Here is a 22803-nt window from a genome sequence, read left to right on the forward strand (position 1 = left end):
ATGATACGTTTAGGTCTAAACGTTTAGACCTAAACGAAGGAGGCCGGCGTGTCGAGGACGATCGTGGTGACCGGGGGAGCGACAGGGATCGGGCGTGCCGTGGCCGAGCGGTTCGTGGCCGACGGGGACGAGGTGGTGATCACCGGCCGGCGCCTCGCAGTACTGGAGAAGGCTGCAGCCGACCTGGGTGTTCGGGCGGTGGTTTGCGATGGGACGGATCCGGCGCAGGTGGAGCGGTTGCTCGCCGAGCTGCCGCCGCGGATCGACGTACTGGTCAACAATGCCGGCGGCAACACGGACTTTGCCCAGCCCGACGCGGCCGGCGAGCTCGGCCGGCTCAAGGCGAACTGGCTGGCGAACCTCGAAGCGAACCTGCTCACCGCGGTCCTCACGACGACCGCGCTCGCGCCGCGGATCGCCGACGGGGGAGCCGTCATCCACCTCGGCTCGATCGCCGCCGCCAGGGGAGCGGGCTCGTACGGCGCTTCGAAGGCGGCCCTGGCGACCTGGAATCTCGATGTCGCCGCTCAGCTCGGTCCGCGTGGCATCACCTCGAACGTGGTCGCACCCGGCTTCACCGCGGAGACCGAATTCTTCCAGGGGCAACTGCCCGACAGCCGCCGGCAAACGTTGCTTCAGGCAACTTTGACGAAGCGCGAAGGACGGGTCGCCGACATCGCAGAAACGATCTATTTCCTGGCCTCACCCGCCGCCCACCACCTCACCGCCCAGGTCCTCCACGTCAACGGAGGAGCCCTCACAACCCGCTGATTGCACGTCCTCCCGCCCCCCCACCCACCGCCTCCCTTCCCTCGCCTTCGCCCCCCACCCACCGCCTTCCTTCCCTCGCCTTCGCCCCCCACCCACCGCCTTCCTTCCCTCGCCTTCACCCCCACCCACCGCCTTCCTTCCCTCGCTTTCCTTCCCTTTTTCTCTTCGTCGGTGAGAATGGGCGCATGCGAGCCACCGTCAAGGATGTCGCCAAGCTGGCCGGGGTGTCCCCGAAGACGGTCTCGAACGTCATCAACGGGGTGGTCTTCGTCCGCCCCGAGACCCGCGCCCGCGTCGAACAGGCGGTCAGCGAGCTCGACTACGTCCCGAACATGAGCGCCCGCGGCCTGCGCAACGGCCGCTCCGGGATGATCGGCCTGGCGCTGCCCGACCTGCTCCGCCCGTACTCCGCGGAGATCACCCACCTCGTCGTGGAACTCGCCCACAAGCGCGGCTGGGGAGTCCAGATCGAGCAGACGGCGGCCGAGCCGGAACGTGAGTTCGAGCTGCTCTCGAAGGCCCGCGCGCACCTGGTCGACGGGCTGATCCTCAACCCGATCAACCTGGACGACAGTGCCGTGATGACCGCGGGCCCGCTGCCGCCCGTCGTACTGATCGGTGATGTCGATCAGGATGTCGTCAGTCAGGTCGCGATCGACAACGTCGGTGCCGCCCGCGACATGGTCCGGCATCTGCTGGAGCGCGGCTGCCGGCGCATCGCTGCCGTCGGTACGCCGGAGTCGCCCAGCGGTTCGAGTGGCGCCGGGACTCTCGGCGGATTGGCCGGCGTCACCGGCACCGCGGCCGCACGGCTCCGCACCACCGGGTATCACGAGGCGCTGGCCGAGGCCGGGATCGCACCGGATCCGGAGCTCGAGATCGCTTTGGACCGCTGGAGTCCGGATGGCGCCAACCTCGTGGTCAGCCGGTTCCTGGCCGAGCACGAGGCGCCGGACGCGTTCTTCTGCTTCACCGACTCGGTCGCGGTCGGGACGTTGTCGGCGCTGTGGGCCGCGGGAGTCGCCGTACCGGACACCTGCCTGGTCGGCGGATTCGACAACATCCTGGAGAGCCAGTACACCGTGCCGCCGCTGACGACGGTGGACTTCGACCGGCGCGAGTTCATCCAGTCGGCGCTGGATCTGCTCGGGGAGCGGATGGCCGACAAGGACGCCGTACCGCGCCGCATCCTCATCCCGCACCGCGTCATCGCCCGCGCCAGCACCGGCCTGCCGAGCTGACCCGAGCCTCGCACTACCCCACAAAATCCAACAAAAACCAAGATGCTAGGGCTTGTCTGCGGATTCTAACGATGTAATGATCGGTCCCGCCCTGCGAAGGAGAGGCCCCATGGCATCGTTCGACCGTCAGTTCTCCCGGCGCCGGCTCCTGTCCGGAGCCGCCGCACTGGCCGGTGGCGGCCTGCTACTCGGTTGCGCACCAGGCGCCGGCCGCTCGGCCGCCGAGATCAACTACTGGCATCTGATGACCGGCGGCGACGGCATCGTCATGTCGGGTCTCGTCGACGCCGTCAACGCGACGAACCCCGGCTTCCACGCCACCCAGACCGTGCTCGCCTGGGGAGCGCCGTACTACACGAAGCTCGCGATGGCATCCGCCGGCGGTCGCGCACCGGACGTCGCGATCATGCACGCGTCCCGGCTCGCGGGCTACGCGCCCGGCGGTCTGCTCGAGCCCTGGGATCTCGATGAGCTCGCCGCGGTCGGCGTGACCGAGAAGGACATCCCGCCGCTGGTCTGGCAGAAGGGTCAGTACGACGGCAAGCTCTACGCCCTCGCGCTCGACACCCACCCGTTCGTTCTCTACTACAACACCGACCACGCGGCGAAGGCCGGTGTGACGGAGGCGATCCAGACGATGGACTCGCCGGAGGAGTTCGTCGACGTCGCGCGCAAACTGCAGCTGGTGACCGGCAAACACGGTCTGTCCTACGGCTACCTCGGCGACGGCTCCCAGATGTGGCGGCTTTTCTACACCTTCTACCGCCAACTCGGCGCCGAGATGACTCTGGTTCCGGGCAAGCCTGCTCAGGTCGACGAGGCCGCCGCGGTGAAGGTACTGACCTTCGTCCAGTCGTTGCTCGACGACACGATCGCCACCCGCAGCGGCGACGGCGGTACGGCGACCAGCGAGTTCCTGCACGGTGAGAGCGGGATGTTCTTCGGTGGAGTCTGGGAACTCCCGAGCATCAAGGCCGCCAAACTGAAGTTCGACGTCCGCCCGATCCCGACGCTCTTCGGGACCGAGGCCGCGTACGCCGATTCGCACACCTTCGTGCTGCCGCGGCAGTCCAAGGTGGATCCCGACCGACGCCGTCACGTCTACCGGCTGGTGGCGGAGATCCTCAAACGCTCGGTGAGCTGGGCCGAGGGCGGTGGCCACATCCCGGCGTACCAGCCGGTGATCCGGAGCGCGGAGTACCAGGCCCTGAAACCGCAGTCGAACTACGCGGGCATCCCGGCGTACGTGAACTACGACCCGGATGTCTGGTTCGCCGGCGCCGGGAGCGATTTCCAGAACTACTTCGCGGAGAACGTGCAGAACGTGTACCTCGGCAGCGGCGACCCGGCCGCGGGGTTCGACGGATTCGTGAAGCGGCTGAACGTCCTGCTCGACCGGCCGCAACCGGTCTGATCCCGACCCCCTGGAAGGAGACCGCCTGATGTCGACCACTCTCGAAAGTCCCGTCACCAGCACGCCGGTCGAAGCTGCCGGCAAGCAGTCGGCCAGGCGCGGCGAGAGCCTCACCGGTTGGGCCTTCGCGGCGCCGTTCGCGGTGCTGTTCGTGCTCTTCCTGGTGGTGCCTGCCGGCTACGGCCTGTATCTGAGCTTCACCGGCGAGACGCTGACCGGCGCCAACAGCCGGTTGATCGGTTTCGCCAACTACGCCGAAGCCCTCGGCGATCCGGACATGTGGCACTCGCTAGGCAACACGGCATGGTTCACCCTGCTGAGCACGGTGCCGCTGGTGGTGCTGTCGCTCGCCTTCGCCCTGCTGGTGAACCTGGGACTGCCGGGCCGCTGGCTGTGGCGGCTGTCCTTCTTCATGCCGTACCTGCTCGCCTCCACGGTCGTGGTGCTGTTCTGGACCTGGATGTACAACCCGAAGCTCGGGCTGATCAACGGCATCCTGCGCGAGTTCGGGATCGCGCCGGTGGCCTGGCTGCAGGATCCGAAGGTGGCGATGTTCTCGGTGGTGCTGACCACCTTGTGGTGGACGATCGGGTTCAACTTCCTGCTCTACCTGGCGGCGCTGCAGAACATCCCCGAGCAACAGTTCGAGGCGGCCGCGATCGACGGTGCCGGCAAGTGGCGGCAGCTCTTCTCGATCGTGATCCCGCAGCTGGCTCCGACCACCGCGCTGATCCTGACGCTGCAGGTGCTCGCCTCGCTGAAGGTGTTCGACCAGATCTACATGCTGACCAACGGCGGCCCGGGCCGGCTCGACCCGGTCGATCGTGGAGTACATCTACGAGTCCGGTTTCACCGGCTACCGGTTCGGCTTCTCGTCGGCGATCTCTTACCTGTTCTTCGCCATCATCGTGCTGGTGTCGCTGGCGCAGTACAAACTTCTCAACCGCCGGAGTGGCCGATGAGCAGCTACACGTTGTCGCGTGGGATCAAGCAGAGGCACAAGCCGGGGGAGAACCCGTGGAGTGTGTCCCGGATGGTGGCGCTGCTGGTCCTGGCCGTGCTGGCCGTGAGCTGGCTGGTGCCGTTCGTCTGGGCAGTGGTCACCTCGCTGAAGAGTGAGGCCGACGCGGGCGCGTCGTCGATCAGCCTGTCGCCACCGGACGGGTTCAGCTTCGAGGCCTACCGCAAGGTGCTGTCGGCGGGTGACATCCCGGCCTGGGCCTGGAACAGCCTGATCACCTCGGTCGCGATCACCCTCATCACGGTGGCCACCTCGGCCTTGGCCGGTTATGCCTTCTCCCGGATGAATTTCCGCGGCCGGCGCTGGCTGTACGCCGCCATCATCGCGGCCATCATCATTCCGCCGCAGCTGCTGATCGTGCCGCTGTTCCGGCAGATGCTCGCCTTCAACCTGGTCGACACTTATTGGGGAATTATTCTTCCGCAAGCGTTTGCGCCCGCGATGGTGTTGATTTTGAAGCGCTTCTTCGATCAGATTCCGGTCGAGTTGGAAGATGCCGCCCGCGTCGACGGCGCAAATCGGTTGCGCGTGTTCTGGTCGATCGTGTTGCCATTGTCACGCCCGATACTTGCCGCGGTAGCGATCTTCGTCTTCATCGGTGCGTGGAACAACTTCCTCTGGCCATTCATCGTGACCACCGACGCGGACCTGATGACGCTGCCGGTCGGCCTGCAGACGGTGAAGAGCGCCTACGGGTTGCAGTACGCGCAGAACATGGCGTCCGCGATCCTGGCCGCGCTGCCGCTGGTGATCGTTTTCCTCTTTTTCCAAAGGCAAATCATCAAGGGAATTGCGACCACCGGTTTCGGTGGTCAGTAGTTCCTGGACGGGGGTTCCGCCTACCGGGATTCCAGTCACGATCCCTTGAAATCACCGTCACCGTGAGCGAGGCTTCTCCGATCACCTTTGCATCGTGAGGAGCACGGGTGTGTGGCAACGTCACCTAATGCCCGGGGGAACGAAAAGGGGGAACAGTGTCAGCGATGAAGCAGCTCGCCGAGCAGTGCCGTGGTGTGAGGAGTCACGGTACGGCGAAACTCGGCAGGGCTTCGATCCAACCCGCGGTCTGTACCGGCATCCACGAGGTGATCTCGTCGACTCCGACCGGACAATCGCGCCGAGTAGCGGTGCTGAGGCTGAGCAACGGCCTTACCACCACACTGCGTCTGGCCGAGGGTGCTCCGGCGCCTGAGTCCGGCGCAACCGTATTCGTCCAGGGTGGCCGTGGGATGGGCGATCAGCCCGCCTCAGGTGGGGTCACCCTCGCATCGGGCCTGACCAGCTGAGACAGCTGAATCAGTGGCTCGCCGGTCTCAGGTCAGCGCCGAGCTGAGACCGGCAAGCCTCTGGAACAGTTATTCCTCGTCGGGCACTTCCCTAATCTCGATCGGGGAGTACGGCGCCTCGGGCAGCCTGGCCGCCACCTCGGTCGCCCGGTCAAGGCTGCACTCGAGCAGGTAGTAGCCGGCCAGCACCTCTTTCGACTCCGTGAACGGCCCGTCGGTCACGGTCGGTACACCGTCGTGGAGCTGCACGACCCGCGCGTTCCGCGCGGTCAGCCCCTGCGCCGCGATGAACTCACCGGCTGCCTTGGTCTCCTCCGTCAGCACCCGGTGCCGGTCCATCACGGCATCCATCCCGTCCGCCTTCAGCGCGGCCCAGGTGTCGTCGTTGCCGTAGATCAACAGCATGTACTTCATCGGGTCTCCTTCGTCGGCTCGTACCCGCGACGTCGGAACGGACCGCGTCACTTCGACATGATCGCCTCTCGCCAGATCAGTTTGGCCACGTTCGGCTTCACCGCGGTGGTGATGACAGCCATCGCCCGCCGGACGAAGGTGTCGCCGGTCAACTGCGCGAGCATCGCGGCGGCCAGATCCTCCCGCGCGGTGAACAGTCCGTCCGCCTGGTCTTCTTGTACTTCGTACCGCGTCGGTGCCTGGTTGCTGAACAGCCCCGACGGTCGCGCGATGGTCCAGTCGAGACCGCTGTCGCGGACCAACTGTTCCATCCGCCTCATGTCGTCGTGAGTGGTCCTGACCATCACCCGGTTCACCAGCGGGTCGATGACGTTGTTGAAGAAGAAGGCGTTACTCGGTCGCCAGCCGGGTTCGAGGATCACCGAACTCACGACCATCAGCCGCTTCACGCCGTACTCGTGCATGGCGTCGATGATGTTGCGCGCGGAGGTGGAGTAGAGGCTGACAGGCTGCCGGGACGGTTTGCCCCCGACCACCGAGAAGACGGCGTCGCTGCCTGCCACCGCGGTACGAACTGCTTCCGGATCAGCCACATCCGCCTGTACTACGGTCAGCCCGGCACGCGGCTGGACCTTCTCGGGCCGACGAACTGCGGCAACCACCTGGTGGCCGGCGGCCAGAGCCTGCTCGACCAGTTCACGGCCGGTCGAACCGGCCGCGCCGAAGACGACGATGCGCATCTCACTCCCTCGCTGTCCCCGGACGATCCGGTGACGTGCTTGACAATGCCCGGGGAAGCCGACGATATTCAACGCTGATGAATAAATCTCGTGGACGGCCCAGAGGCAACCCGGACACCAAGGCGCGGATCGCCGAGGTGGCCTACGACCTGTTCCTGGAACACGGCTATCGCGGTACGACGGTCCGCCGGGTCGCGGCCGCCGCGGACGTGGACTCCGCGCTGATCAGCTATCACTTCGGGTCCAAGCAGGGCTTGTTCGGTGAGGCGATGCAGTTCCGCTGCGGCAAGTCGCCCGCGATGGCACTGGCGATGCAGGGCGACCAGGGCCGGGTTCGCCGACCGGCTGCTCGACGCGGTGCTCGAGATGTGGGCCGGCACCGAGCCGCTGGCCGAGCTGACCAGGATGGCGCCGCAGGACGTCGACGTACTGGAGGTGCTGCAGGAGTTCCTCGAACGGGAGATCCTCGGCCGGATTGCTGAACTTCTCCGCGGCCCCGATGCGACCGACCGAGCCACCGCTGCCGTCGCCGTGATCGGCGGCCTGATCTTCACCCGCTACCTGAACCCGCTCCGCCCGACCGCCGCGCTCACCGACGCCGACGTGCGCCGAATCCTTGGTCCGGCTCTGCGGGCCGCCCTCAACCCGGTGCGTCCACGCCGGCTGGTTACCGCCTGACAAAACTTCTCGGTGAGGTACCTCTCCGCCTTCCTTCCCTTTGGTTGACCTAGAGCTGGGTCTAGCTCGTAGGGTCGTGGGCATGACGACTGCACAGGAGAAGCTCGGGTCGGGGTTCGGCTACCGGAGTACTGCGGATGAGGTCCTCAAGGGGATCGATCTGAGCGGGAAGCTCGCGGTGGTGACGGGCGGATATTCGGGACTTGGTCTGGCGACGACCAAGGCGCTGGTGAAGGCCGGCGCGCACGTCGTCGTGCCGGCTCGTCGGCCCGAGACCGCGGCGGAAGCGCTCTCTGACGTCAGTAACGTCGAGGTGGACACGCTGGACCTGGCTGACCTGGAGAGCGTTCTCTCGTTCTCCGAGCGGTTTCTCGCCTCCGGCCGGAGCATCGACCTGGTGATCGACAACGCCGCGATCATGGCCTGCCCGGAGACCCGGGTCGGGCCGGGCTGGGAGGCTCAGTTCGCGACGAACCACCTCGGTCACTTCGCGCTCGTCAACCAACTCTGGCCGGCGATCGCTGCCGACGGCGGCGCCCGGGTCGTCGCGGTCTCGTCGACGGGTCACCGCCGGTCGGACATCCGCTGGGACGACCTGCAGTTCGAGCAGGGGTACGAGAAGTGGGCGGCCTACGGCCAGGCGAAGACGGCCAACGTGCTGTTCGCCGTACAGCTGGATGCCTTGGGCAAGGATTCCGGCGTACGGGCGTTCGCGCTGCACCCGGGCGGCATCATGACTCCGCTGCAGCGGCACCTCCCGCGCGAGGAGATGGTCGCGGGCCGGCTGGATCGACGAGAAGACCGGCGAGTTCAACGAGGCATTCAAGACACCCGAGCAGGGAGCCTCGACTCAGGTATGGGCGGCGACGTCGCCTCAGCTGGACGGCCTCGGTGGAGTTTTCTGCGAGGACTGCGACATCGCCGCGGTGTCGACCGACGACGCGCCTGGCGTTCGCCCGTACGCGATCGACCGCGACTCCGCTGCCCGGCTGTGGACCGTCTCGGCCGAGCTCACCGGCGTGAACGCTTTCGGCTGAACCTCCGCCAGCCCGCCTCAGGCCTCTACCGTCGCGGTAGGGTGCTGGTCGCTTGGTTGACCGAAAGGGCTGCAGTGTCACTTCTCGATTCTGACGTCATCGTCACGACCCTTCGCGCCGCCGGTTGCGTGTTCGCCGAGGACGAGGCGGAGTTGCTGATCTCCAGCGCTCGCGACGATGCCGAGCTGGCCCGGATGGTGGAGCAGCGGGTTGCCGGTCTGCCGATCGAGCATGTGGTCGGCTGGGCGGAGTTCCACGGCCTGCGGATCGAGGTGGACCCTGGCGTGTTCGTGCCCCGGCGACGTACGGAAGCACTTGCTGCCGAAGCGATCCGGCTGCTGCCGACCGGGCGCGCCGTAGTACTGGATCTTTGCTGCGGTTCCGGCGCGTTGGGAGTTGCGGTCGCTTCTGCCGGACCTGTCGAGTTGTACGCCGCTGACGTGGAGCCGGCCGCGGTCGCGTGTGCGCGGCGGAACGTGGGACGAGTCGGCGGACACGTGTACGAAGGGGATCTGTTCGATCCGTTGCCTTCGGCATTGAAAGCCCGGGTCGATCTACTGCTCGCGAATGTCCCGTACGTGCCGAGTGACGAGATCCGGCTGCTGCCTGCGGAGGCACGGTTGTACGAACCGCTGGTCACCCTGGACGGCGGATCGGACGGCCTCGGAGTCCTGCGCCGGGTCAGCGCCGAAGCACGGACCTGGCTGACTCCCGGAGGCCACGTACTGGTCGAAACCACCGAGGACCAGTCGACCACGGCCGCCGCGATCTTGGAGGGCGACGGCCTCGCCGCGCGGATGATCACTGACGAGGACTACGCCGCGACCGTGGTCATCGGCACAGCCCCCTGACGGGACTACGTTGGCTTGATGGATACCGAGATCAGGCCGGCGTCGATCGATGATCTGGATGGCGTGGTCGCCTCGACCGCGGCGCTGTTCGCCGAGGACGCCGGGCAACGCGACCCGCTCCGCAATCGCGACTGGCCATCGGAGTACGGCGAGCAATGGTGCCGGAAGTTGCGGTCCGATCCGACGGCACTCGTACTAGTAGCCGTTGGTCACCCTGGACGGCGGATCGGACGGCCTCGGAGTCCTGCGCCGGGTCAGCGCCGAAGCACGGACCTGGCTGACTCCCGGAGGCCACGTACTGGTCGAAACCACCGAGGACCAGTCGACCACGGCCGCCGCGATCTTGGAGGGCGACGGCCTCGCCGCGCGGATGATCACTGACGAGGACTACGCCGCGACCGTGGTCATCGGCACAGCCCCCTGACGGGACTACGTTGGCTTGATGGATACCGAGATCAGGCCGGCGTCGATCGATGATCTGGATGGCGTGGTCGCCTCGACCGCGGCGCTGTTCGCCGAGGACGCCGGGCAACGCGACCCGCTCCGCAATCGCGACTGGCCATCGGAGTACGGCGAGCAATGGTGCCGGAAGTTGCGGTCCGATCCGACGGCACTCGTACTAGCAGCCGTCGGACCAGGCGGGGTCAGGGGCCATCTGGTCGGGATGTTGTACGACCCGTCGGACATGTGGACAGTCGTCCGGGCGGAACTGGTCAGCATGTACGTCCGCCCCGAACTCCGCGGTCATGGAGTCGGCGGCGGCCTGGTCGACACCTTCGTGGAGTGGGCTCGTGCCCGCGGTGCGGCGAGCCTGCAGGTGACGGCGTACGCCACCAACGCCGCCGCACTTGCGCTGTACCAAAGCCGAGGCTTCGCCCCGAAGTCGATCACCCTGACAGCAGAAGTCGGCGCCACAGCCTCTGCCTGATCGGGCAAAATGGGTTGGCTGCGGCGGACGCCGTTAAGGCGTATTCGGCGAAGGATCAGTGACTTACCGGGCGGCGGGCATGGAGGTCGCCGCCCGGTAAGCCGGTTCGTCAGACCCGGCGGAGTACGTGGAGCAGGTACTCGCGGCGGTTCAGTGGGTCGTGGTCGGTTCGGGGGCGGGTCGGGATCCTGCCGGTGACCGGGTGATAGCGGTCGAAGGCTGATTCCAGGACGCCCTCGCCGCGGGTCAGGGCGGGGAGTTGTTGCTCGAGTTTGTAGACCGCCGCTGCTGGGAGCTCGCCTTCGAGAGTTGAGGTCGCTGCGGCGAGCGCCGGCACTTGCGGGATCGCCCGCAACCGCGCGAGTGCCGCCAGGACAGAGCGGGTGGTGTCGGTCGGGATCTCCAGCTGGAAACGGTGCATCGGTTCGAGCACCGTCGTACCTGCTTGTTGTATTGCTTTCATCAAGACCAGCGGGGTCAGGTTCCGGAAGTCGCCCGCGGTACTGGACATGCTCTTGTCGAACACACCATGCGAGTGGCTCTGGCGGGCCGAATACCCCGAATGCGTCATCACCACTGTGCAGTCAGGGATCTGCCAGCCGTGGATGCTCTGCTGCAAGGTCTCCCGGATGGTCTCCTCGACCGCCTTGATGAACGCGTACGGCATCGATCCGAGCTCCACCTCGAGCCGGAAGATCACCCCGGTGTTGACCGGAGCCGGCTCCACCCGCAGACCAACAGTGGCCAGGAACGGATTCGGGTCGACCTTGTTGAACTCGACCGCCGCACCGGGCCAGTTGAGCCGCTCGATGCAGATCGTCGTCGACTCCCGGAAGGTGACCTCGATCCCGAACTCACCGGCCAGGGTGGTCTGGATGACCTCCTTCTGCACCTCGCCGTACAGCGATACGAACGTCTCGTGCCGCAGGTCGTCCTGCCGCAGGTTGATCAGCGGATCCTGCTCGGCCAGCTGGGAGAGCGCGACCTGCAGGTTCCCCTTGTCGGACGTCCGCACCGGCGCGATCACCGTCTCCAGCGTCGGGGGAGCGAAGTAGCCGCTCTCCGCCGCCGCTGCACCACTCCCGCTGCCCTCGCCACGTCGGCCATCGCCAGGGTCGCCCGTGCCAGGGTCGCCCGTGCCATCGGAGCCGTTGCCACCGCCAGCGCTGTTGTTGCCGGCGGCACCGACTCTGTCGCCGATCTGGATTCCGCCGAGGCCCCACAGCTTGCCGATCTGGCCCGCCGACACCTCGGTCCGAGACAACGTCGAGCCGTTGTCGAAGACGCTGATAGCGGTGACCTTCGCCTCCTGATCACCGCGGAACCGCAACCGGTCCCGCGTCCGGATCGCCCCGGAGAACATCCGCACGAACGCGATCTTCTCTCCCGCCGGACCACGCTCCACCTTGAACACGGACCCCGCGACGGGCCCGTCGCCATCGCCTTCGCCGGCCGGCAACAAGTCCCGGATCCCTTTGATCAGGTCGTCCGTACCGGCACCGGTGATCGCGGAGCCGAAGTACACCGGATGCACCAGCGCCCGCTTCGTCTGCTCAGCCAGGCGCGCCCGCAACGCGTCGTACGAGAGCGCCTTCTCATTCTCCACAAAGGTCGCCAGCAACTGCTCGTCGTGCTCGGCCAGCAGGTCGACCATGGCCAAGGTGAAGCCGGAATCGTCTCGCCCGTACGGCGCGAAGCCGGCTGTCGGCGTACCGAGTCCGCTGGTCGACCCCATCGGGATGACCTCGCTCGCGAGCTTGTCGGTGATGGTCTTCACCAACTCCTCGTTGCGCGCACCGGCGCGATCCAGCTTGTTGACGAAGATCAGCGTCGGGATCTTCAGTCGCTGCAACGTCCGCATCAGCACCCGCGTCTGCGCCTGAACGCCCTCGACCGCCGAGACCACCAGCACGGCACCGTCAAGCACACCGAGCGCCCGCTCGACCTCGGCGATGAAATCCGGGTGCCCCGGAGTATCGATCAGGTTGACCGTCACATCATCGATGGCGAACGACACCACCGCGGACTTGATCGTGATCCCACGCTGCCGTTCCAACGCCAGCGAGTCGGTCTGCGTACTGCCGTCGTCAACGCTGCCGACCTCGTCGATAACCCCCGCGGCGTACAACAACCGCTCGGTCAGACTCGTCTTACCGGCGTCTACATGCGCCAGAATCCCCAAATTGAGTGTTCGCACCAATCTCCATGTCCCTTGAACAGGTGAATTCGCCTCTCGGACAAGACATGAAGTGAGATCGCACGACTGCGCTCCTTTGGTGACGACATACGCCGGGGCTCCGGCGCCTCGAGTACAACAGAGCCGCCGCAGCCCCGCCAACAGATTTTCCCATCCGAAGTCGTGCGCCGGCGGTCGAGGCGCGGCTACGCTGCCCCAGATGGAGACAGCTGAGCCACCGATAGACGCCTGGTCCAACACCCTGGGGACACCGCGCGTCGATCGGCTAGCGCACGGCAACCCGGACGTACGACTGTGGTCCGTCTGGGGTGACGACGACCGGCCCTATATCTTGCGGGCTGTCGGGCAATGGCGCCCAGGTGCAAGCCTGACTGACGAACATCGGGTGCTCCTTCATCTGAAGGAGGCTGGAGTCAGCGTCGCGGTTCCTGTCCGCTCAAACGACGGAGCGCTGTACGTGGAGCACCGCAATCGCACCTACGTCCTGGTACCGAGACTTCCCGCCGATGACGTGGAGCATGAGTTGCTGCCGGACGCAGGCGACGTGTGCGCGAGAATCGGTTCGGCTATCGGCGGCCTGCACCTGGCGCTCGCGGAGTACCCCCGGGTCGTCGAGTCGTACGAGCACGATCTCTTGCAACACGCCTTCGAAGGGTCCCGCCCCAAGCTGCCCCGCAACATCCGGGAGCGTTGGATCGATCCGCACGCCGAGGTCGCGAGAACCGTACTGCGCGGGCTACCGATCCAACTGATTCACGGCGACTGCAACTCCGGCAACGTTTTGCTGAGCGAAGGTCAGGTGTCCGGTTTCATCGACCTCGACCATCTACCGGTCGGGCAGCGGATCTATGACCTCGCCTATTACCTGGTCAGTCGCGTCCGCGATCTCATCGACCCGGTCGAGCGGCCCGGACCGGCGCAGCGCGGCCTTTCTCCGCGTCGTCGGTTTGTATGCGGGCGGGTATCACGCGCGGAACCCGCTCTCTGATCTCGAACGCGCGGGCTTACCCGACGCGATGATCGCTGCGGAAGTGTCTCTGACGTCCTGGAGCTACGTCCTGCTGACGGAACTGCCGCACCGTGCCGGTCCTGCCGAGGCAGACAAGTACGCGCGGGGAGTCGACGCACTGCGCTGGATCAGCCGGAACTTCGAGGAGTTGACCGCCCAGGTGTGGATCAGCTGATGGTGGTGCCGATGGGGGAGCCGGTGGTGATGGCGGCGGCTGCGCCGGGGCGGTCGATGTCGAAGACGTGGAGGGGGAGGTGGTGGTCGCGGGCGAGGATGAAGGCGGCCCTGGTCCATCACGCCGAGGCCCTTGTCGATGACCTGCTGGTAGCTGAGGTGGTCGAAGCGGCGGGCGGTCGGGACCTTGTTGGGATCCGCGTCGTACACGCCGTCCGTGCCGTTCTTCGCGACCAGGAGCGCGTCGGCATCGAGCTCGACGGCTCGCTGGACGGACGGATAGTCGGTGGTCGTGAACGGCTGCCCGTTGCCGCAGCCGAGCAGGACGATCGAGCCCTTCTCCAGGTGGCGGAGGGCACGCAGGCGGATGTACGGCTCGGCGAGGTTGTTGATCGGGAGCGCTGTCATCAGCCGTACGTCGGCCTCGCCGAGCTCGTGGAGCTTGCCGCGCAGGAGTACCGCGTTGATGACGGTGCCGAGCATGCCGATGTTGTCCGCCTCGACCCGGTCGATGCCCCAGTCCTCGGCCCGGTTGCCGCGGAAGACGTTGCCACCGCCGACGACCACCGCGACCTCGACCCCGGTGTCACGGGCGGCGATGACCTCCCGGGCGAGGTGGTTCAGCCGGTCCTTGTCGAATCCGAACCCGGCCGAACCGGCGATCGCCTGACCGGACAGTTTGATCACCAGACGGCGGTACTTCGGCATTCCGTGCTCCTCGGATCAGGCGGATGGCGCGGGGTGAAGAGTAGTCCGGTCAGAATGCGGTGATCGACGCGGGGGAACGCTCGACCCGGCTGAGCGCCCGGAGTACCGGAATCTGGCCGTGCCGCCGCAAAGCCAACCTGGTCAGCAGATCGACCACGGTCTGCACGGAACTGTCGGGGAAGACCGGCGTCGGCACCCCGATGCTGACGGCGAGATCGTCCGAGTGCACCGCCAGCTCCATCATCCTGGTGACGAGCATGTCCTCGAGCGTCAGCGACCACGGACCCCACAGTGAGATCCGTACTGCGCGGTCGGGCGTCGTCACGAAATCGGCGCCAAGTCGCGCGATGGCAGCGTCGAGTTCGTCGGCAAGACTGGTGGGCCCGTCGGCCGCGAGTTGATCGCCGCCGGCGCGGATCCGGACGCTGATCTCGTCGTCCGGCGCCGCGTCGATCCACTCCACCCGCGCGTAGTGGTCGAGCAGCGCGATGGTCGGCTCGGAAGGGATCGGCTCGCGCAGGATCTGCGGGATCGCGAGCACCTGGTACGCGAGATGCCCGGCCAGTCCACCCACGCTGAACTCGGCCAGGGCACTCGGCCCGGTCCAGACGGATTCGAGACTCGGCTCGCGGAGCAACCCGGCGGCGATCCGGGACACTGCAAGGAAGTCAGCTCTGATGTCGGTCATCTCTGCATTCTCTCCACGGTGGCTGCGCTGAAAAGGTCCGATCGGGCAGTCTAGGGATCGACCATCCGGTCCAGCGTCCGGTAGGTGCGGTTGCTCGCCGCGGCGGACCGTTGCTCCCGGCCGGTCGCCTCGATGTAGTTCTGGCTGGTGGCGAGGCTGGCGTGGCCGAGCAGCGCCATGATCTCCGAGGCTGTCGCGCCGTCTTCGGCCAGCCGCGTCGCGAAGGTGTGCCGGAGGGCGTGCAGGTTCGCGCCGACCGGGACGCGGTCGTGCAGACCGGCCCAGCGGTAGCAGGACTTGACCAAGTACTCGAGGCCGCCGCGGCCGATCGGCTCACCCTCGCGATCCAGGAGCAACCTCACCGAGCGCCCGAACCGCTTGCGTGGAAAGCGGCGCGCGCACGATTCGACGTACGCGGCAATGATCTTCTCCATGATCGGCTCGACCGGGATGGATCTGTCCCGGCTGCCCTTCCCATGGATGTGCAGCCGCATCTCGCCGGCGCGGCCGGCCAGCGAGTCGGCTGTCAGGGTGCGCATCTCGGCGGAGCGGAGACCGGCGACGAGCCCGAGGGCGATGACGAGCACGTCCCGCTCCGGCCAGGGATCGCGCGTCCGGCGTGCACCGTCGGCTGCTGCCCTCAGCAACCTCTCCGGGGTGTCCTCACCACGCAGCGGCTTGGGGGAGAGGGGAGGGGTCTTGGGTCTCGCCACCGCGCCCATCGGGTTGCCGGTGAGCAGCCCGTCGGCCACACAGAAGGTGAGAAACTGGTTCCAGGTCGACCAGGCACGGAGTACGGAACTCTTGGCGTGGTCGTCGGCGAACGCACCGAACGCGTCCCGTAACACCTGCGGAGTGAGGTCGGTGACATCGAGGCTCTCGGGGTCCTCGGCAAGCAATGCGGTGATGCCGGCGAGATCACGACGGTAGGCGGCGGTCGTGTGGGGGGAGTCCTTCCGCGGCCGGCGGGCCGCGAAGAACGCCGCTTGAGCAGCGAGAACCTTCATACCCGCAGGTCTACCGGACCCCACCGACAGTTTCCGTCCCGGTCCCCCGCACATCGTTGCCCCCAGCAAATATTTATTCGAATTGATGCATAATGCTAATTATGCATGAATAAGAGCGGGCCGGCATTCCTTCCAGGCTTGGAAAAGCTGCAAGTTGCTGCAGAAAGTCGGCAGTAGGGGCGGGGGACAGTATCAGCCTCACTGGCACAATTCCCGCAACGGAACATTCTCGAAGCTGCCCAACGAAGGCGCCGACCGGGATTCCATCGAATGGTTCGCGATGGTCGACATATGGCGATGACAAGGCCGATCTGGTCGCCCGCGACAGCGGCTTCCTGTATCGGCACCCTCGGCAAGGACGCCGGCGCGTTCAGCTCGCGGCTCAAGATCGGCGCCGGCTGGGGGGACTACCCGAAGTACGCCGGCGGGTACGCCACGGTGACGGCGATCTGTGGGGCACCACGGAACGATCAATGCCGGCCAGGACATGGGCCACGGCTGGACCGGTTACCGTCCCGCTACCTACTAACCCAGCAGCACGGAACAGACCGCCGGTACGATAACTAGGATTCTCATGAACGAACGTCCAGCCCGGCACACATCCGGCACACATACAACTGCCGGGCCGGTCGCGTTTTGCGCAGCTCTACGGAGAGCCAACAGCCTGACCCACTGCCTACTGACGGCGAAGAACGCTTCCCTCGACGGCTCTCCCTGGATGTCCGATAATGGACATTATGTCAACTACCAGTCTGCATACAGCGCTCTGTGCCTCGGACCGACCGCAGTCGCTCATCGTCTGGAACCGCTCCCCCAAAGTCCAAGCTGTTGTTGACATTGCTTCAAGGCTGTTAGCAGGATGGGGTTTGGCGTCGGCCGACGCCCAGCCTCTGAGGACCTGCCCCAGCGGGGTCTTTGAGATGGCGAAGGGGAATCCGCCCTCAAGGTCAACTGTCCGTGTCCAGGCCTGTATCGAGTGTCGCGTCGCTGGGGGGCGAGGACATGTCGAGAAGGCTTGTCATGACCAAACAGGGCAGTTTCAAACGCGCCGTCCGCGAACGGGCACGCGAGACCGGGCAGCGGTACACCCAAGCACTCGCCGATCTGGAACAGATCAACAGATCGCCGTTCGCGCGTACCCGCCCGTTCGAACACTTCGACCTCAAGACCCACCTTGAGACGCGGTACGGAATTCAGATCAGCTCGCTGGCACCGATCGACGACGACCCAGCCACGCGGCCACGTGGCTCGTGGCCGGGCCACTACCCGTCGACGTTGCTTGTCCGGCGGGACGACGGTCCGCCATGGATCGCCCGGGTGTTCTCGTCGCAGGCAGACCAGCTCGCTCGTGTCGAGGACGACGCAGAGATCCTGCGGTTCCTGGCTGCGCACGACTTTCCCGCGGAACGGATCGCGCACGATGATCCGGTGTCGATGTTCAACGACAGCGGCGTGATCGTGACCCAGTTCGTCGACGGTGGACGCCCGGCCGACGAGCACGGCCGCAGCGAATCCGCCGAGATCGCACAGGAACTGGGCAGCCTGCTGGGGCGACTACACGCGCTCCCCGCGGCAGACGGCGCGGTCGCCAGAGACGGCGGTGCGGAGGAAGCCGACGGCGGCTTCTACGTCGGCCGGCCGAAACAGGATCTGGCCGCGGCGATGAGCTTTCTGGCCAGCGTCGAGGACAAAGTGACCCCCGACGGTCGGGAGAAGTTCGAATGGCTGTGCGATCAGGTCGAGAACGCTGACGACGCCGAAGGGCTGCCCGAAGCGCTCACCCACAGCAACTACCACCTCTGGGCCGCCGTCGGCATCCCCGGCACGCTCACGATCGTAGGCTGGGCCGGCTCCGGGCGCGGGCCGCGACTACCCGCACTCGCCTGGCTCCTGAGGACCACAGCCGAAGGCAACCCGGACAACATCGACGCCGTCCTGCGCGGCTACCGCCAGCACATCCAGCTCACCGACGATGAGCTCCAAAGGCTCCCCCGAATCCTGACCATGCGAGCACTCTGGTTGGCCTGCCTCGACTGCCAGATAGCGGTGAACAACGGCGACACGCCGACCATCAACGAGGGTTGGATACACCCAGGAAGCACCGAATACGCCGAACGACTGGCGGCGCGCGCTATCGCAGCATTGAGCCAGTGAGCCCAGCCAACAATCGGTGCTCGCCTACTACTCCAGCAAGGCGACAAGCTTCTTCGGCGCGACACCCAGCAGTCAAGGACGACTCTTCTGGGTGAGGTGCTGGTGTTGCCGTTCGTGGACGCCGGCCACCCACTCCCATCCGGTTTTGGCCGATGGGCCGATCCTCGGGTCGTTGAGAACCTGGGTGTCTCGCAGGGCGTGCACGTACGCGCGGTCCTGGTCGATCCGTCGGCGGAGCTGATCAGCTCCGCCGACGGAACCGTGCCCAGGGATCACGACGGTGACGTCGCTCGCTACGCCGTCGAGCAGCTGCAGCGCGGCCAAGTAGTCCTCGATCGGTTCCGAGGCGTTCAGGTCGAGCATCGGGATCAAGACGTCGGACAGCATGTCACCGGCGACGAGAACCCCGCGTTCCTCGATCAGCAGCGCCGCGTGACCGTGGGCATGCGCTTGATGCTCGATGATCCGGACCTCGGGGCCGTCCCAGGGAATCCGCGCAGCTTCTGCGGGCAGGCCGGTGATTTGGCCGAGCAGATCCAGGGGTACGCCGTCGGGGACGCCGGCGGCCTTTGCGACCGCCCCTACTCCCCCGGACAGTCGAGCTTTGGCAGTCGCCGCACAGCGCGCGGTACCGAAACGGGGCGCCGTACCGAGGCCGGCGTGCCAGAGCAGGTGATCCCAATGAGGATGCGTCGAGAAACCCGCCACGACGATCTGGCCCGAATCGGACAGGTCCTTCGCGAGGCAGGCCAGTTCGTCGCCCAGCACCCCGGCGTCGATGACCAACATGCCACCCTGGCCTTGCACGACAATGGCGTTGCTCTGGCAGAACTCGCTCTCATGGACCAGTACACCCTCCGCCACCTGCTTCAGCACGGGCTCCCCTCCCCTGGCGATTGCGTTCTCCAACTCGAGATTGTGATGACGTCAGAGTAAGGGTAGGCCTGCGTGGCAGGCCTCGATGTTGTGGAGCTGGATGTCGTCCCTGCGGCCCTGTTCCCAGTTGTCTCTGGTCAGTCGCCACCGGTTCAGCAGGGCGGGTTCGTCTTGCCTTGTTGCCCAATCGGAGCCGTTGGGCTCGTAGCCGAGGCCTCGCGAGATCGCGTTGGAGCCGTGGTTGTCCACAAAAGCGTCGCTGCTCGCTTCCTTCGACCCGAGCCCGTCGAACGCCAGGTGCAGGATCGCTGCTCGCATCTCATGTCCGAGTCCGCGGCCGCGCTGATCATCGGCCAGCCACGAGAAGCTGGTGACTGTGCCGAAGGTGGGGAAGTCGATTCCGATGAGATCCTGCATCCCGACCGGATGCCCATCCACGACGACCACGAAGTACAGCCGCCAGGCCTCGGGCCCGACCTTCCCTCTGCCACGCCAGATCGCCCGTAGCCACTTGGCCACGCGCAGGTCAGGATCTGTCTCATAGAATGACATCGGGTCGTCGTACGGCGCTGGGTCGGCGTGCGTCTTGCCGGCGCGCACGGCATCCGCGAGCTCGTCCAACAGGTTGTCGGTAGCGCCGCGCAACTCCAGAGTCGGCGTAGTGATGCGCACATCAAGAAGCGGATAGCTCTTCATTGCGCCGATCCAACACCACCCGCCCGCGACGGCCCACATGCTTTTCAGGCTCTTCACGATCCAGGGTGTAGGCGGGGTCTGAAGCCGCCGGTCTCGAGTAGGGATCTTATTCCAGGGGAAGCAAGCGGGGCGTGAGTACGTGCAGGTAGTCGCCGTTCGGTTCGCCGTTGCCGTTGGCACCCGTCAGTACGGCGGGCTTCCAGGCGCCCGTGTACGCCGTGATCAGCTGCGGGCTGTCGAACGAGTTGATCGCGTCGAGCAGGAGTTGCGCGGTGAACGCGACTGTCAACGGGGCCCCGGTGACGGTGCCGGCTAGGGTCTCGGCGCCGGAGGCGTCGTCGTCCGACCCGGCGCGGACCCGGAGCGACCCCACGCCGTACACGAGCCAGATCGGGGTCAGGCCGGCTGCGACGACGCTCAGGCGTCTGACGACGTCTCGCAGGGCCACGCGGTCGACTGTGGCGCTGATCGGGGTGTGGTCGGGAACGATCCGCCGGTACGGCAGGTAGGGGCCGGTCAGCGTGCGGATCCAAGCCGAGCGGGTGAGATTGCGCAGGTGCAGCGTCTCGGCGGTGAGCGACAGCAGCAGCCGCCCGCCGTCGCCGGCAAACGGGCGGGTCAGCTCACCGAGCGCCTTCGCCGGCACGAGCACCTCGAACGGATCGACCTGCTCGGTCAGCCCGACCCGCGCGATGCCCAGCCGGTACCGGTCGGTGCTCGCCAGCTCGACCGCGTCGCCGGAGAAGCTGAGGTTGATGCCTGCCAACGCCGGCACCACGTCGTCCCGCGCGGCGGAGACAGCGACTCGCCCGACAGCCGCGGCGAACGCGCCGGCAGCAAGCGCCGACTGATGCTCCGCTTCAGGTGAAGCGGTTGCCGGGTAGTCGGCCAGTGGCAGCAAGGGAAGAGAGTAGACGGCATCTCCGCAACAGATGACGAATCGGTGGCCAGCCGTGCTGAGCGTGACCAGCCCGGGCGGGAGCAGCTTTGTGATCTCTGCGAGCATCCGCCCCGGGACGAGACAGGTGCCTTCAGCATCGATCTGGCAGTGGAGGGTGATCCGGGGCCGACACCGCGTGGTCCGTGCCGGAGATAGTGGCGCCTTCCGGACCGGCCGTGAGCAGGAGGCCGAGAAGGATCGGCGTACTGGTCCGATGGGGTAGGCCTTTCGCGACCCAACCGACGGCGGTCGCGAACTCCTGTTGATCTGCTACGAGCTGCACGCGCCGCAGCCTAGGAGCAGACCCGAGGCGCCGAACCTTCAGCTAGCTTGAAGGTCAGTGGCCCCCGTGCCTGAGCGCGTCCCGCACCTGCGCGAACCGCACCGACTCAAACACGACCAGCCTGGCCAGCAACGCAGCCAGTACGCCGAGCTGGGCAAGCGCGGCGACCTTGACCGCGCGAACCACCGTTACACCCGCAACTGCGAAGAGCCGCTTTTCACCGCGTATCGGGGATGTTCTTGAAGAAATCTGGGGCGTGGTGTCGGATCGGGGCTGGAGTGTTCGTAGTACGTGTGAGTAGGCGCCTCCGAACCACCAGAAGGGAAGGTTTTCATGAAACTTCTTCTCACTTCCTCGGGCATCCGCAACCCGAGCATCGCCGACGCGCTCGTCGAGCTGCTGGGCAAGCCGATCGCCGAGTCGAGCGCCCTCTTCGTTCCGACCGGCATCTACCCGTTCCCCGGCGGCGCCGGGATGGCGTGGCAGGCGATCTTCGGAAAAGAGGACCACCCCTTGTGCGGGCTGGGCTGGAAGTCCTTGGGACTGCTGGAACTGACCGCGCTGCCGACCATCCGGGAAGAGAACTGGGTCCCGATGGTCCAGGAGGCCGATGCCCTGCTCATCTGGGGCGGCGATGTCCTTTACCTGACCCACTGGATGCGGCAGTCGGGCCTGGCAGACCTCTTCCCGTCACTGAGCGAGACGGTCTACGTGGGGGTGAGCGCCGGGAGCATCGCGCTGACTCCCTACAACTGCGACGCGGAGTTCGACCTCGAGTTCGTGCCCGAAGGCAGCGATATGGCGGAGGGCGGCGACAGGGCGCTGGGGCTGGTGGACTTCACGCTGTATCCGCACCTCGATCGCGAGGGTATGGAGGATGCGTCCATGGCCAACATCGAGAAGTGGGCGTCCGGGATCCCGGTCCCGACGTACGCCATCGACGATCAGACGGCCATCAAGGTGGTCGACGGCGCCGTCGAGGTCATCTCCGAAGGGAACTGGAGGCTGTTCAACGGCTAGTTGAGCAGGTCGAGCCAGGGATGGTTGGCGTCGGCGCCGCGGAGCATCTGCCATAAAGATGAGCCCAGTACTCCGTCTCCGCAGCCTCACCCGCCGCCCGATCCAGCGATTCAGAACTCGTCACGGGCTCCAGTCTCCCCGGCCGGCCTTTCCGGGTCTTAGGCTCGGGTACTGCGACACGATGTCGAGAAGTGTTGGTCGGCTCCGCTCACCTGGTGAAGGGCCGTGAAGACGCGGCCCATGACACCAGGAGACGACATGCCGAAGTACCTGCTTCTGAAGCACTATCGCGGCGGCCCGGAGCAGCACAAGCCGCTGCCTCCGATGGATCAGTGGGCGCCGGAGGACGTCGAGGCACATATGGCGTTCCTCCACCACGTCAGCGAGCTGCTCGAGAAGAACGGTGAGTTCGTCGACGCGCAGGCGCTCACGCCGACGCGTACGTGGGTGCGCTACGGCGGCCCCGACGCGGCGCCCGTCACCACCGACGGCCCGCTTCCCGAGACGAGCGACCTGGTCGCGGGTTGGTACATGATCGACGTCGACTCGTACGAGCGTGCGCTCGAGCTGGCGGCGTACGTGTCCTCCGAGCCGGGTCCCGGCGGCGAACCGATGTACGAGTGGATCGACGTACGGGAGATCATGTCCGAGGCGCCGACGGATGACTGAG

Annotated in this window: 25 protein-coding genes and 1 pseudogene; 15 read left to right on the forward strand and 11 right to left on the reverse strand. The window is 66.3% G+C overall.

What is annotated here, in order from left to right; translation table 11 throughout:
• The first annotated feature begins 48 nt into the window (after positions 1-48).
• The 5 genes from F1D05_RS04195 (at position 49) to F1D05_RS04220 (ending at position 5733) form a co-directional block, all read left to right on the forward strand.
• Complete coding sequence (locus F1D05_RS04195) at positions 49-771, forward strand: SDR family NAD(P)-dependent oxidoreductase (RefSeq protein WP_185446090.1); 723 nt, start codon at positions 49-51, stop codon at positions 769-771.
• A 185-nt stretch (positions 772-956) separates the two neighbouring features.
• On the forward strand, positions 957-2012 hold the full coding sequence (locus F1D05_RS04200; RefSeq protein ID WP_185446091.1) for a LacI family DNA-binding transcriptional regulator: 1056 nt from the start codon (positions 957-959) through the stop codon (positions 2010-2012).
• 109 nt (positions 2013-2121) lie between these two features.
• Positions 2122-3426, forward strand: coding sequence for an extracellular solute-binding protein (locus tag F1D05_RS04205; protein WP_185446092.1), 1305 nt, complete (start codon positions 2122-2124; stop codon positions 3424-3426).
• A gap of 28 nt (positions 3427-3454) precedes the next feature.
• Positions 3455-5266, forward strand: a complete 1812-nt coding sequence (locus F1D05_RS39705) for an ABC transporter permease subunit (protein ID WP_246486418.1) — start codon at positions 3455-3457, stop codon at positions 5264-5266.
• 164 nt (positions 5267-5430) lie between these two features.
• Positions 5431-5733 (forward strand): hypothetical protein, encoded by a 303-nt coding sequence (locus tag F1D05_RS04220; protein ID WP_185446094.1) that lies wholly within the window; start codon positions 5431-5433, stop codon positions 5731-5733.
• Positions 5734-5802: 69 nt separating this feature from the next.
• On the opposite strand, the gene F1D05_RS04225 is transcribed toward F1D05_RS04220, so the two are convergent.
• Positions 5803-6147, reverse strand: coding sequence for a YciI family protein (locus tag F1D05_RS04225; RefSeq protein WP_185446095.1), 345 nt, complete (start codon positions 6145-6147; stop codon positions 5803-5805).
• Positions 6148-6194: 47 nt separating this feature from the next.
• Positions 6195-6887, reverse strand: coding sequence for an NAD(P)-dependent oxidoreductase (locus F1D05_RS04230; RefSeq protein WP_185446096.1), 693 nt, complete (start codon positions 6885-6887; stop codon positions 6195-6197).
• 77 nt (positions 6888-6964) lie between these two features.
• Between F1D05_RS04230 and F1D05_RS42800 the strand changes: the two are divergent.
• The 5 genes and pseudogenes from F1D05_RS42800 to F1D05_RS04255 all read left to right on the forward strand — a co-directional run.
• Positions 6965-7093: pseudogene (locus F1D05_RS42800) on the forward strand (TetR family transcriptional regulator); the annotation flags it as partial.
• Between the two features lie 55 nt (positions 7094-7148).
• Positions 7149-7565, forward strand: a complete 417-nt coding sequence (locus F1D05_RS38660) for a hypothetical protein (protein ID WP_246486419.1) — start codon at positions 7149-7151, stop codon at positions 7563-7565.
• Between the two features lie 82 nt (positions 7566-7647).
• A complete protein-coding gene (locus F1D05_RS39710) occupies positions 7648-9453 on the forward strand; it encodes a putative protein N(5)-glutamine methyltransferase (protein ID WP_246486420.1) in 1806 nt (601 codons plus the stop codon).
• 205 nt (positions 9454-9658) lie between these two features.
• The gene (locus F1D05_RS04250) at positions 9659-9877 is read left to right on the forward strand and encodes a hypothetical protein (protein ID WP_185446098.1); all 219 of its coding nucleotides are present in this window, start codon (positions 9659-9661) and stop codon (positions 9875-9877) included.
• Positions 9878-9895: 18 nt separating this feature from the next.
• The gene (locus tag F1D05_RS04255) at positions 9896-10381 is read left to right on the forward strand and encodes a GNAT family N-acetyltransferase (protein WP_185446099.1); all 486 of its coding nucleotides are present in this window, start codon (positions 9896-9898) and stop codon (positions 10379-10381) included.
• A gap of 109 nt (positions 10382-10490) precedes the next feature.
• On the opposite strand, the gene F1D05_RS04260 is transcribed toward F1D05_RS04255, so the two are convergent.
• Positions 10491-12578 carry an elongation factor G gene (locus tag F1D05_RS04260; protein ID WP_185446100.1) on the reverse strand — a complete coding sequence of 696 codons (2088 nt, stop codon included), beginning with the start codon at positions 12576-12578 and terminating at the stop codon, positions 10491-10493.
• Positions 12579-12777: 199 nt separating this feature from the next.
• Between F1D05_RS04260 and F1D05_RS04265 the strand changes: the two genes are divergently transcribed.
• Positions 12778-13566 carry a phosphotransferase enzyme family protein gene (locus F1D05_RS04265; protein WP_185446101.1) on the forward strand — a complete coding sequence of 263 codons (789 nt, stop codon included), beginning with the start codon at positions 12778-12780 and terminating at the stop codon, positions 13564-13566.
• A gap of 63 nt (positions 13567-13629) precedes the next feature.
• On the opposite strand, the gene F1D05_RS04275 is transcribed toward F1D05_RS04265, so the two are convergent.
• The 3 genes from F1D05_RS04275 to F1D05_RS04285 are packed head-to-tail and all read right to left on the reverse strand — an operon-like array spanning position 13630 to position 16164.
• Positions 13630-14469, reverse strand: coding sequence for a uridine monophosphate kinase (locus tag F1D05_RS04275; RefSeq protein WP_246486421.1), 840 nt, complete (start codon positions 14467-14469; stop codon positions 13630-13632).
• Between the two features lie 49 nt (positions 14470-14518).
• The gene (locus F1D05_RS04280) at positions 14519-15157 is read right to left on the reverse strand and encodes a maleylpyruvate isomerase N-terminal domain-containing protein (RefSeq protein WP_185446103.1); all 639 of its coding nucleotides are present in this window, start codon (positions 15155-15157) and stop codon (positions 14519-14521) included.
• 50 nt (positions 15158-15207) lie between these two features.
• The gene (locus F1D05_RS04285) at positions 15208-16164 is read right to left on the reverse strand and encodes a tyrosine-type recombinase/integrase (RefSeq protein WP_185446104.1); all 957 of its coding nucleotides are present in this window, start codon (positions 16162-16164) and stop codon (positions 15208-15210) included.
• Between the two features lie 291 nt (positions 16165-16455).
• Between F1D05_RS04285 and F1D05_RS04290 the strand changes: the two genes are divergently transcribed.
• Together F1D05_RS04290 and F1D05_RS04295 are read left to right on the forward strand one after the other, a co-directional pair.
• The gene (locus F1D05_RS04290) at positions 16456-16731 is read left to right on the forward strand and encodes a hypothetical protein (RefSeq protein ID WP_185446105.1); all 276 of its coding nucleotides are present in this window, start codon (positions 16456-16458) and stop codon (positions 16729-16731) included.
• A 453-nt stretch (positions 16732-17184) separates the two neighbouring features.
• Positions 17185-18318 carry a phosphotransferase enzyme family protein gene (locus F1D05_RS04295; protein WP_185446106.1) on the forward strand — a complete coding sequence of 378 codons (1134 nt, stop codon included), beginning with the start codon at positions 17185-17187 and terminating at the stop codon, positions 18316-18318.
• 72 nt (positions 18319-18390) lie between these two features.
• On the opposite strand, the gene F1D05_RS04300 is transcribed toward F1D05_RS04295, so the two are convergent.
• The 5 genes from F1D05_RS04300 to F1D05_RS41790 all read right to left on the reverse strand — a co-directional run bounded on the left by F1D05_RS04300 (position 18391) and on the right by F1D05_RS41790 (position 21299).
• Positions 18391-19227, reverse strand: a complete 837-nt coding sequence (locus F1D05_RS04300; protein ID WP_246486422.1) for an MBL fold metallo-hydrolase — start codon at positions 19225-19227, stop codon at positions 18391-18393.
• An 18-nt stretch (positions 19228-19245) separates the two neighbouring features.
• A complete protein-coding gene (locus tag F1D05_RS04305; RefSeq protein ID WP_185446108.1) occupies positions 19246-19890 on the reverse strand; it encodes a GNAT family N-acetyltransferase in 645 nt (214 codons plus the stop codon).
• A 106-nt stretch (positions 19891-19996) separates the two neighbouring features.
• The gene (dnaN, locus tag F1D05_RS04310) at positions 19997-20950 is read right to left on the reverse strand and encodes a DNA polymerase III subunit beta (RefSeq protein WP_281388963.1); all 954 of its coding nucleotides are present in this window, start codon (positions 20948-20950) and stop codon (positions 19997-19999) included.
• Positions 20922-21113 (reverse strand): hypothetical protein, encoded by a 192-nt coding sequence (locus F1D05_RS42805; protein WP_185446110.1) that lies wholly within the window; start codon positions 21111-21113, stop codon positions 20922-20924. The genes dnaN and F1D05_RS42805 overlap by 29 nt, the downstream gene beginning before the upstream one ends.
• A gap of 54 nt (positions 21114-21167) precedes the next feature.
• On the reverse strand, positions 21168-21299 hold the full coding sequence (locus tag F1D05_RS41790) for a hypothetical protein (RefSeq protein ID WP_281388906.1): 132 nt from the start codon (positions 21297-21299) through the stop codon (positions 21168-21170).
• 147 nt (positions 21300-21446) lie between these two features.
• On the opposite strand from F1D05_RS41790, the gene F1D05_RS04320 reads away from it, so the two are divergent.
• Both F1D05_RS04320 and F1D05_RS04325 read left to right on the forward strand, forming a co-directional pair.
• Positions 21447-22133 carry a Type 1 glutamine amidotransferase-like domain-containing protein gene (locus F1D05_RS04320; RefSeq protein WP_185446111.1) on the forward strand — a complete coding sequence of 229 codons (687 nt, stop codon included), beginning with the start codon at positions 21447-21449 and terminating at the stop codon, positions 22131-22133.
• Between the two features lie 258 nt (positions 22134-22391).
• Positions 22392-22802, forward strand: coding sequence for a YciI family protein (locus F1D05_RS04325; RefSeq protein ID WP_185446112.1), 411 nt, complete (start codon positions 22392-22394; stop codon positions 22800-22802).
• Position 22803 lies beyond the last annotated feature (1 nt).

Source organism: Kribbella qitaiheensis (genome assembly GCF_014217565.1).
In the GTDB taxonomy this organism is placed as follows: Bacteria; Actinomycetota; Actinomycetes; order Propionibacteriales; family Kribbellaceae; genus Kribbella; species Kribbella qitaiheensis_A.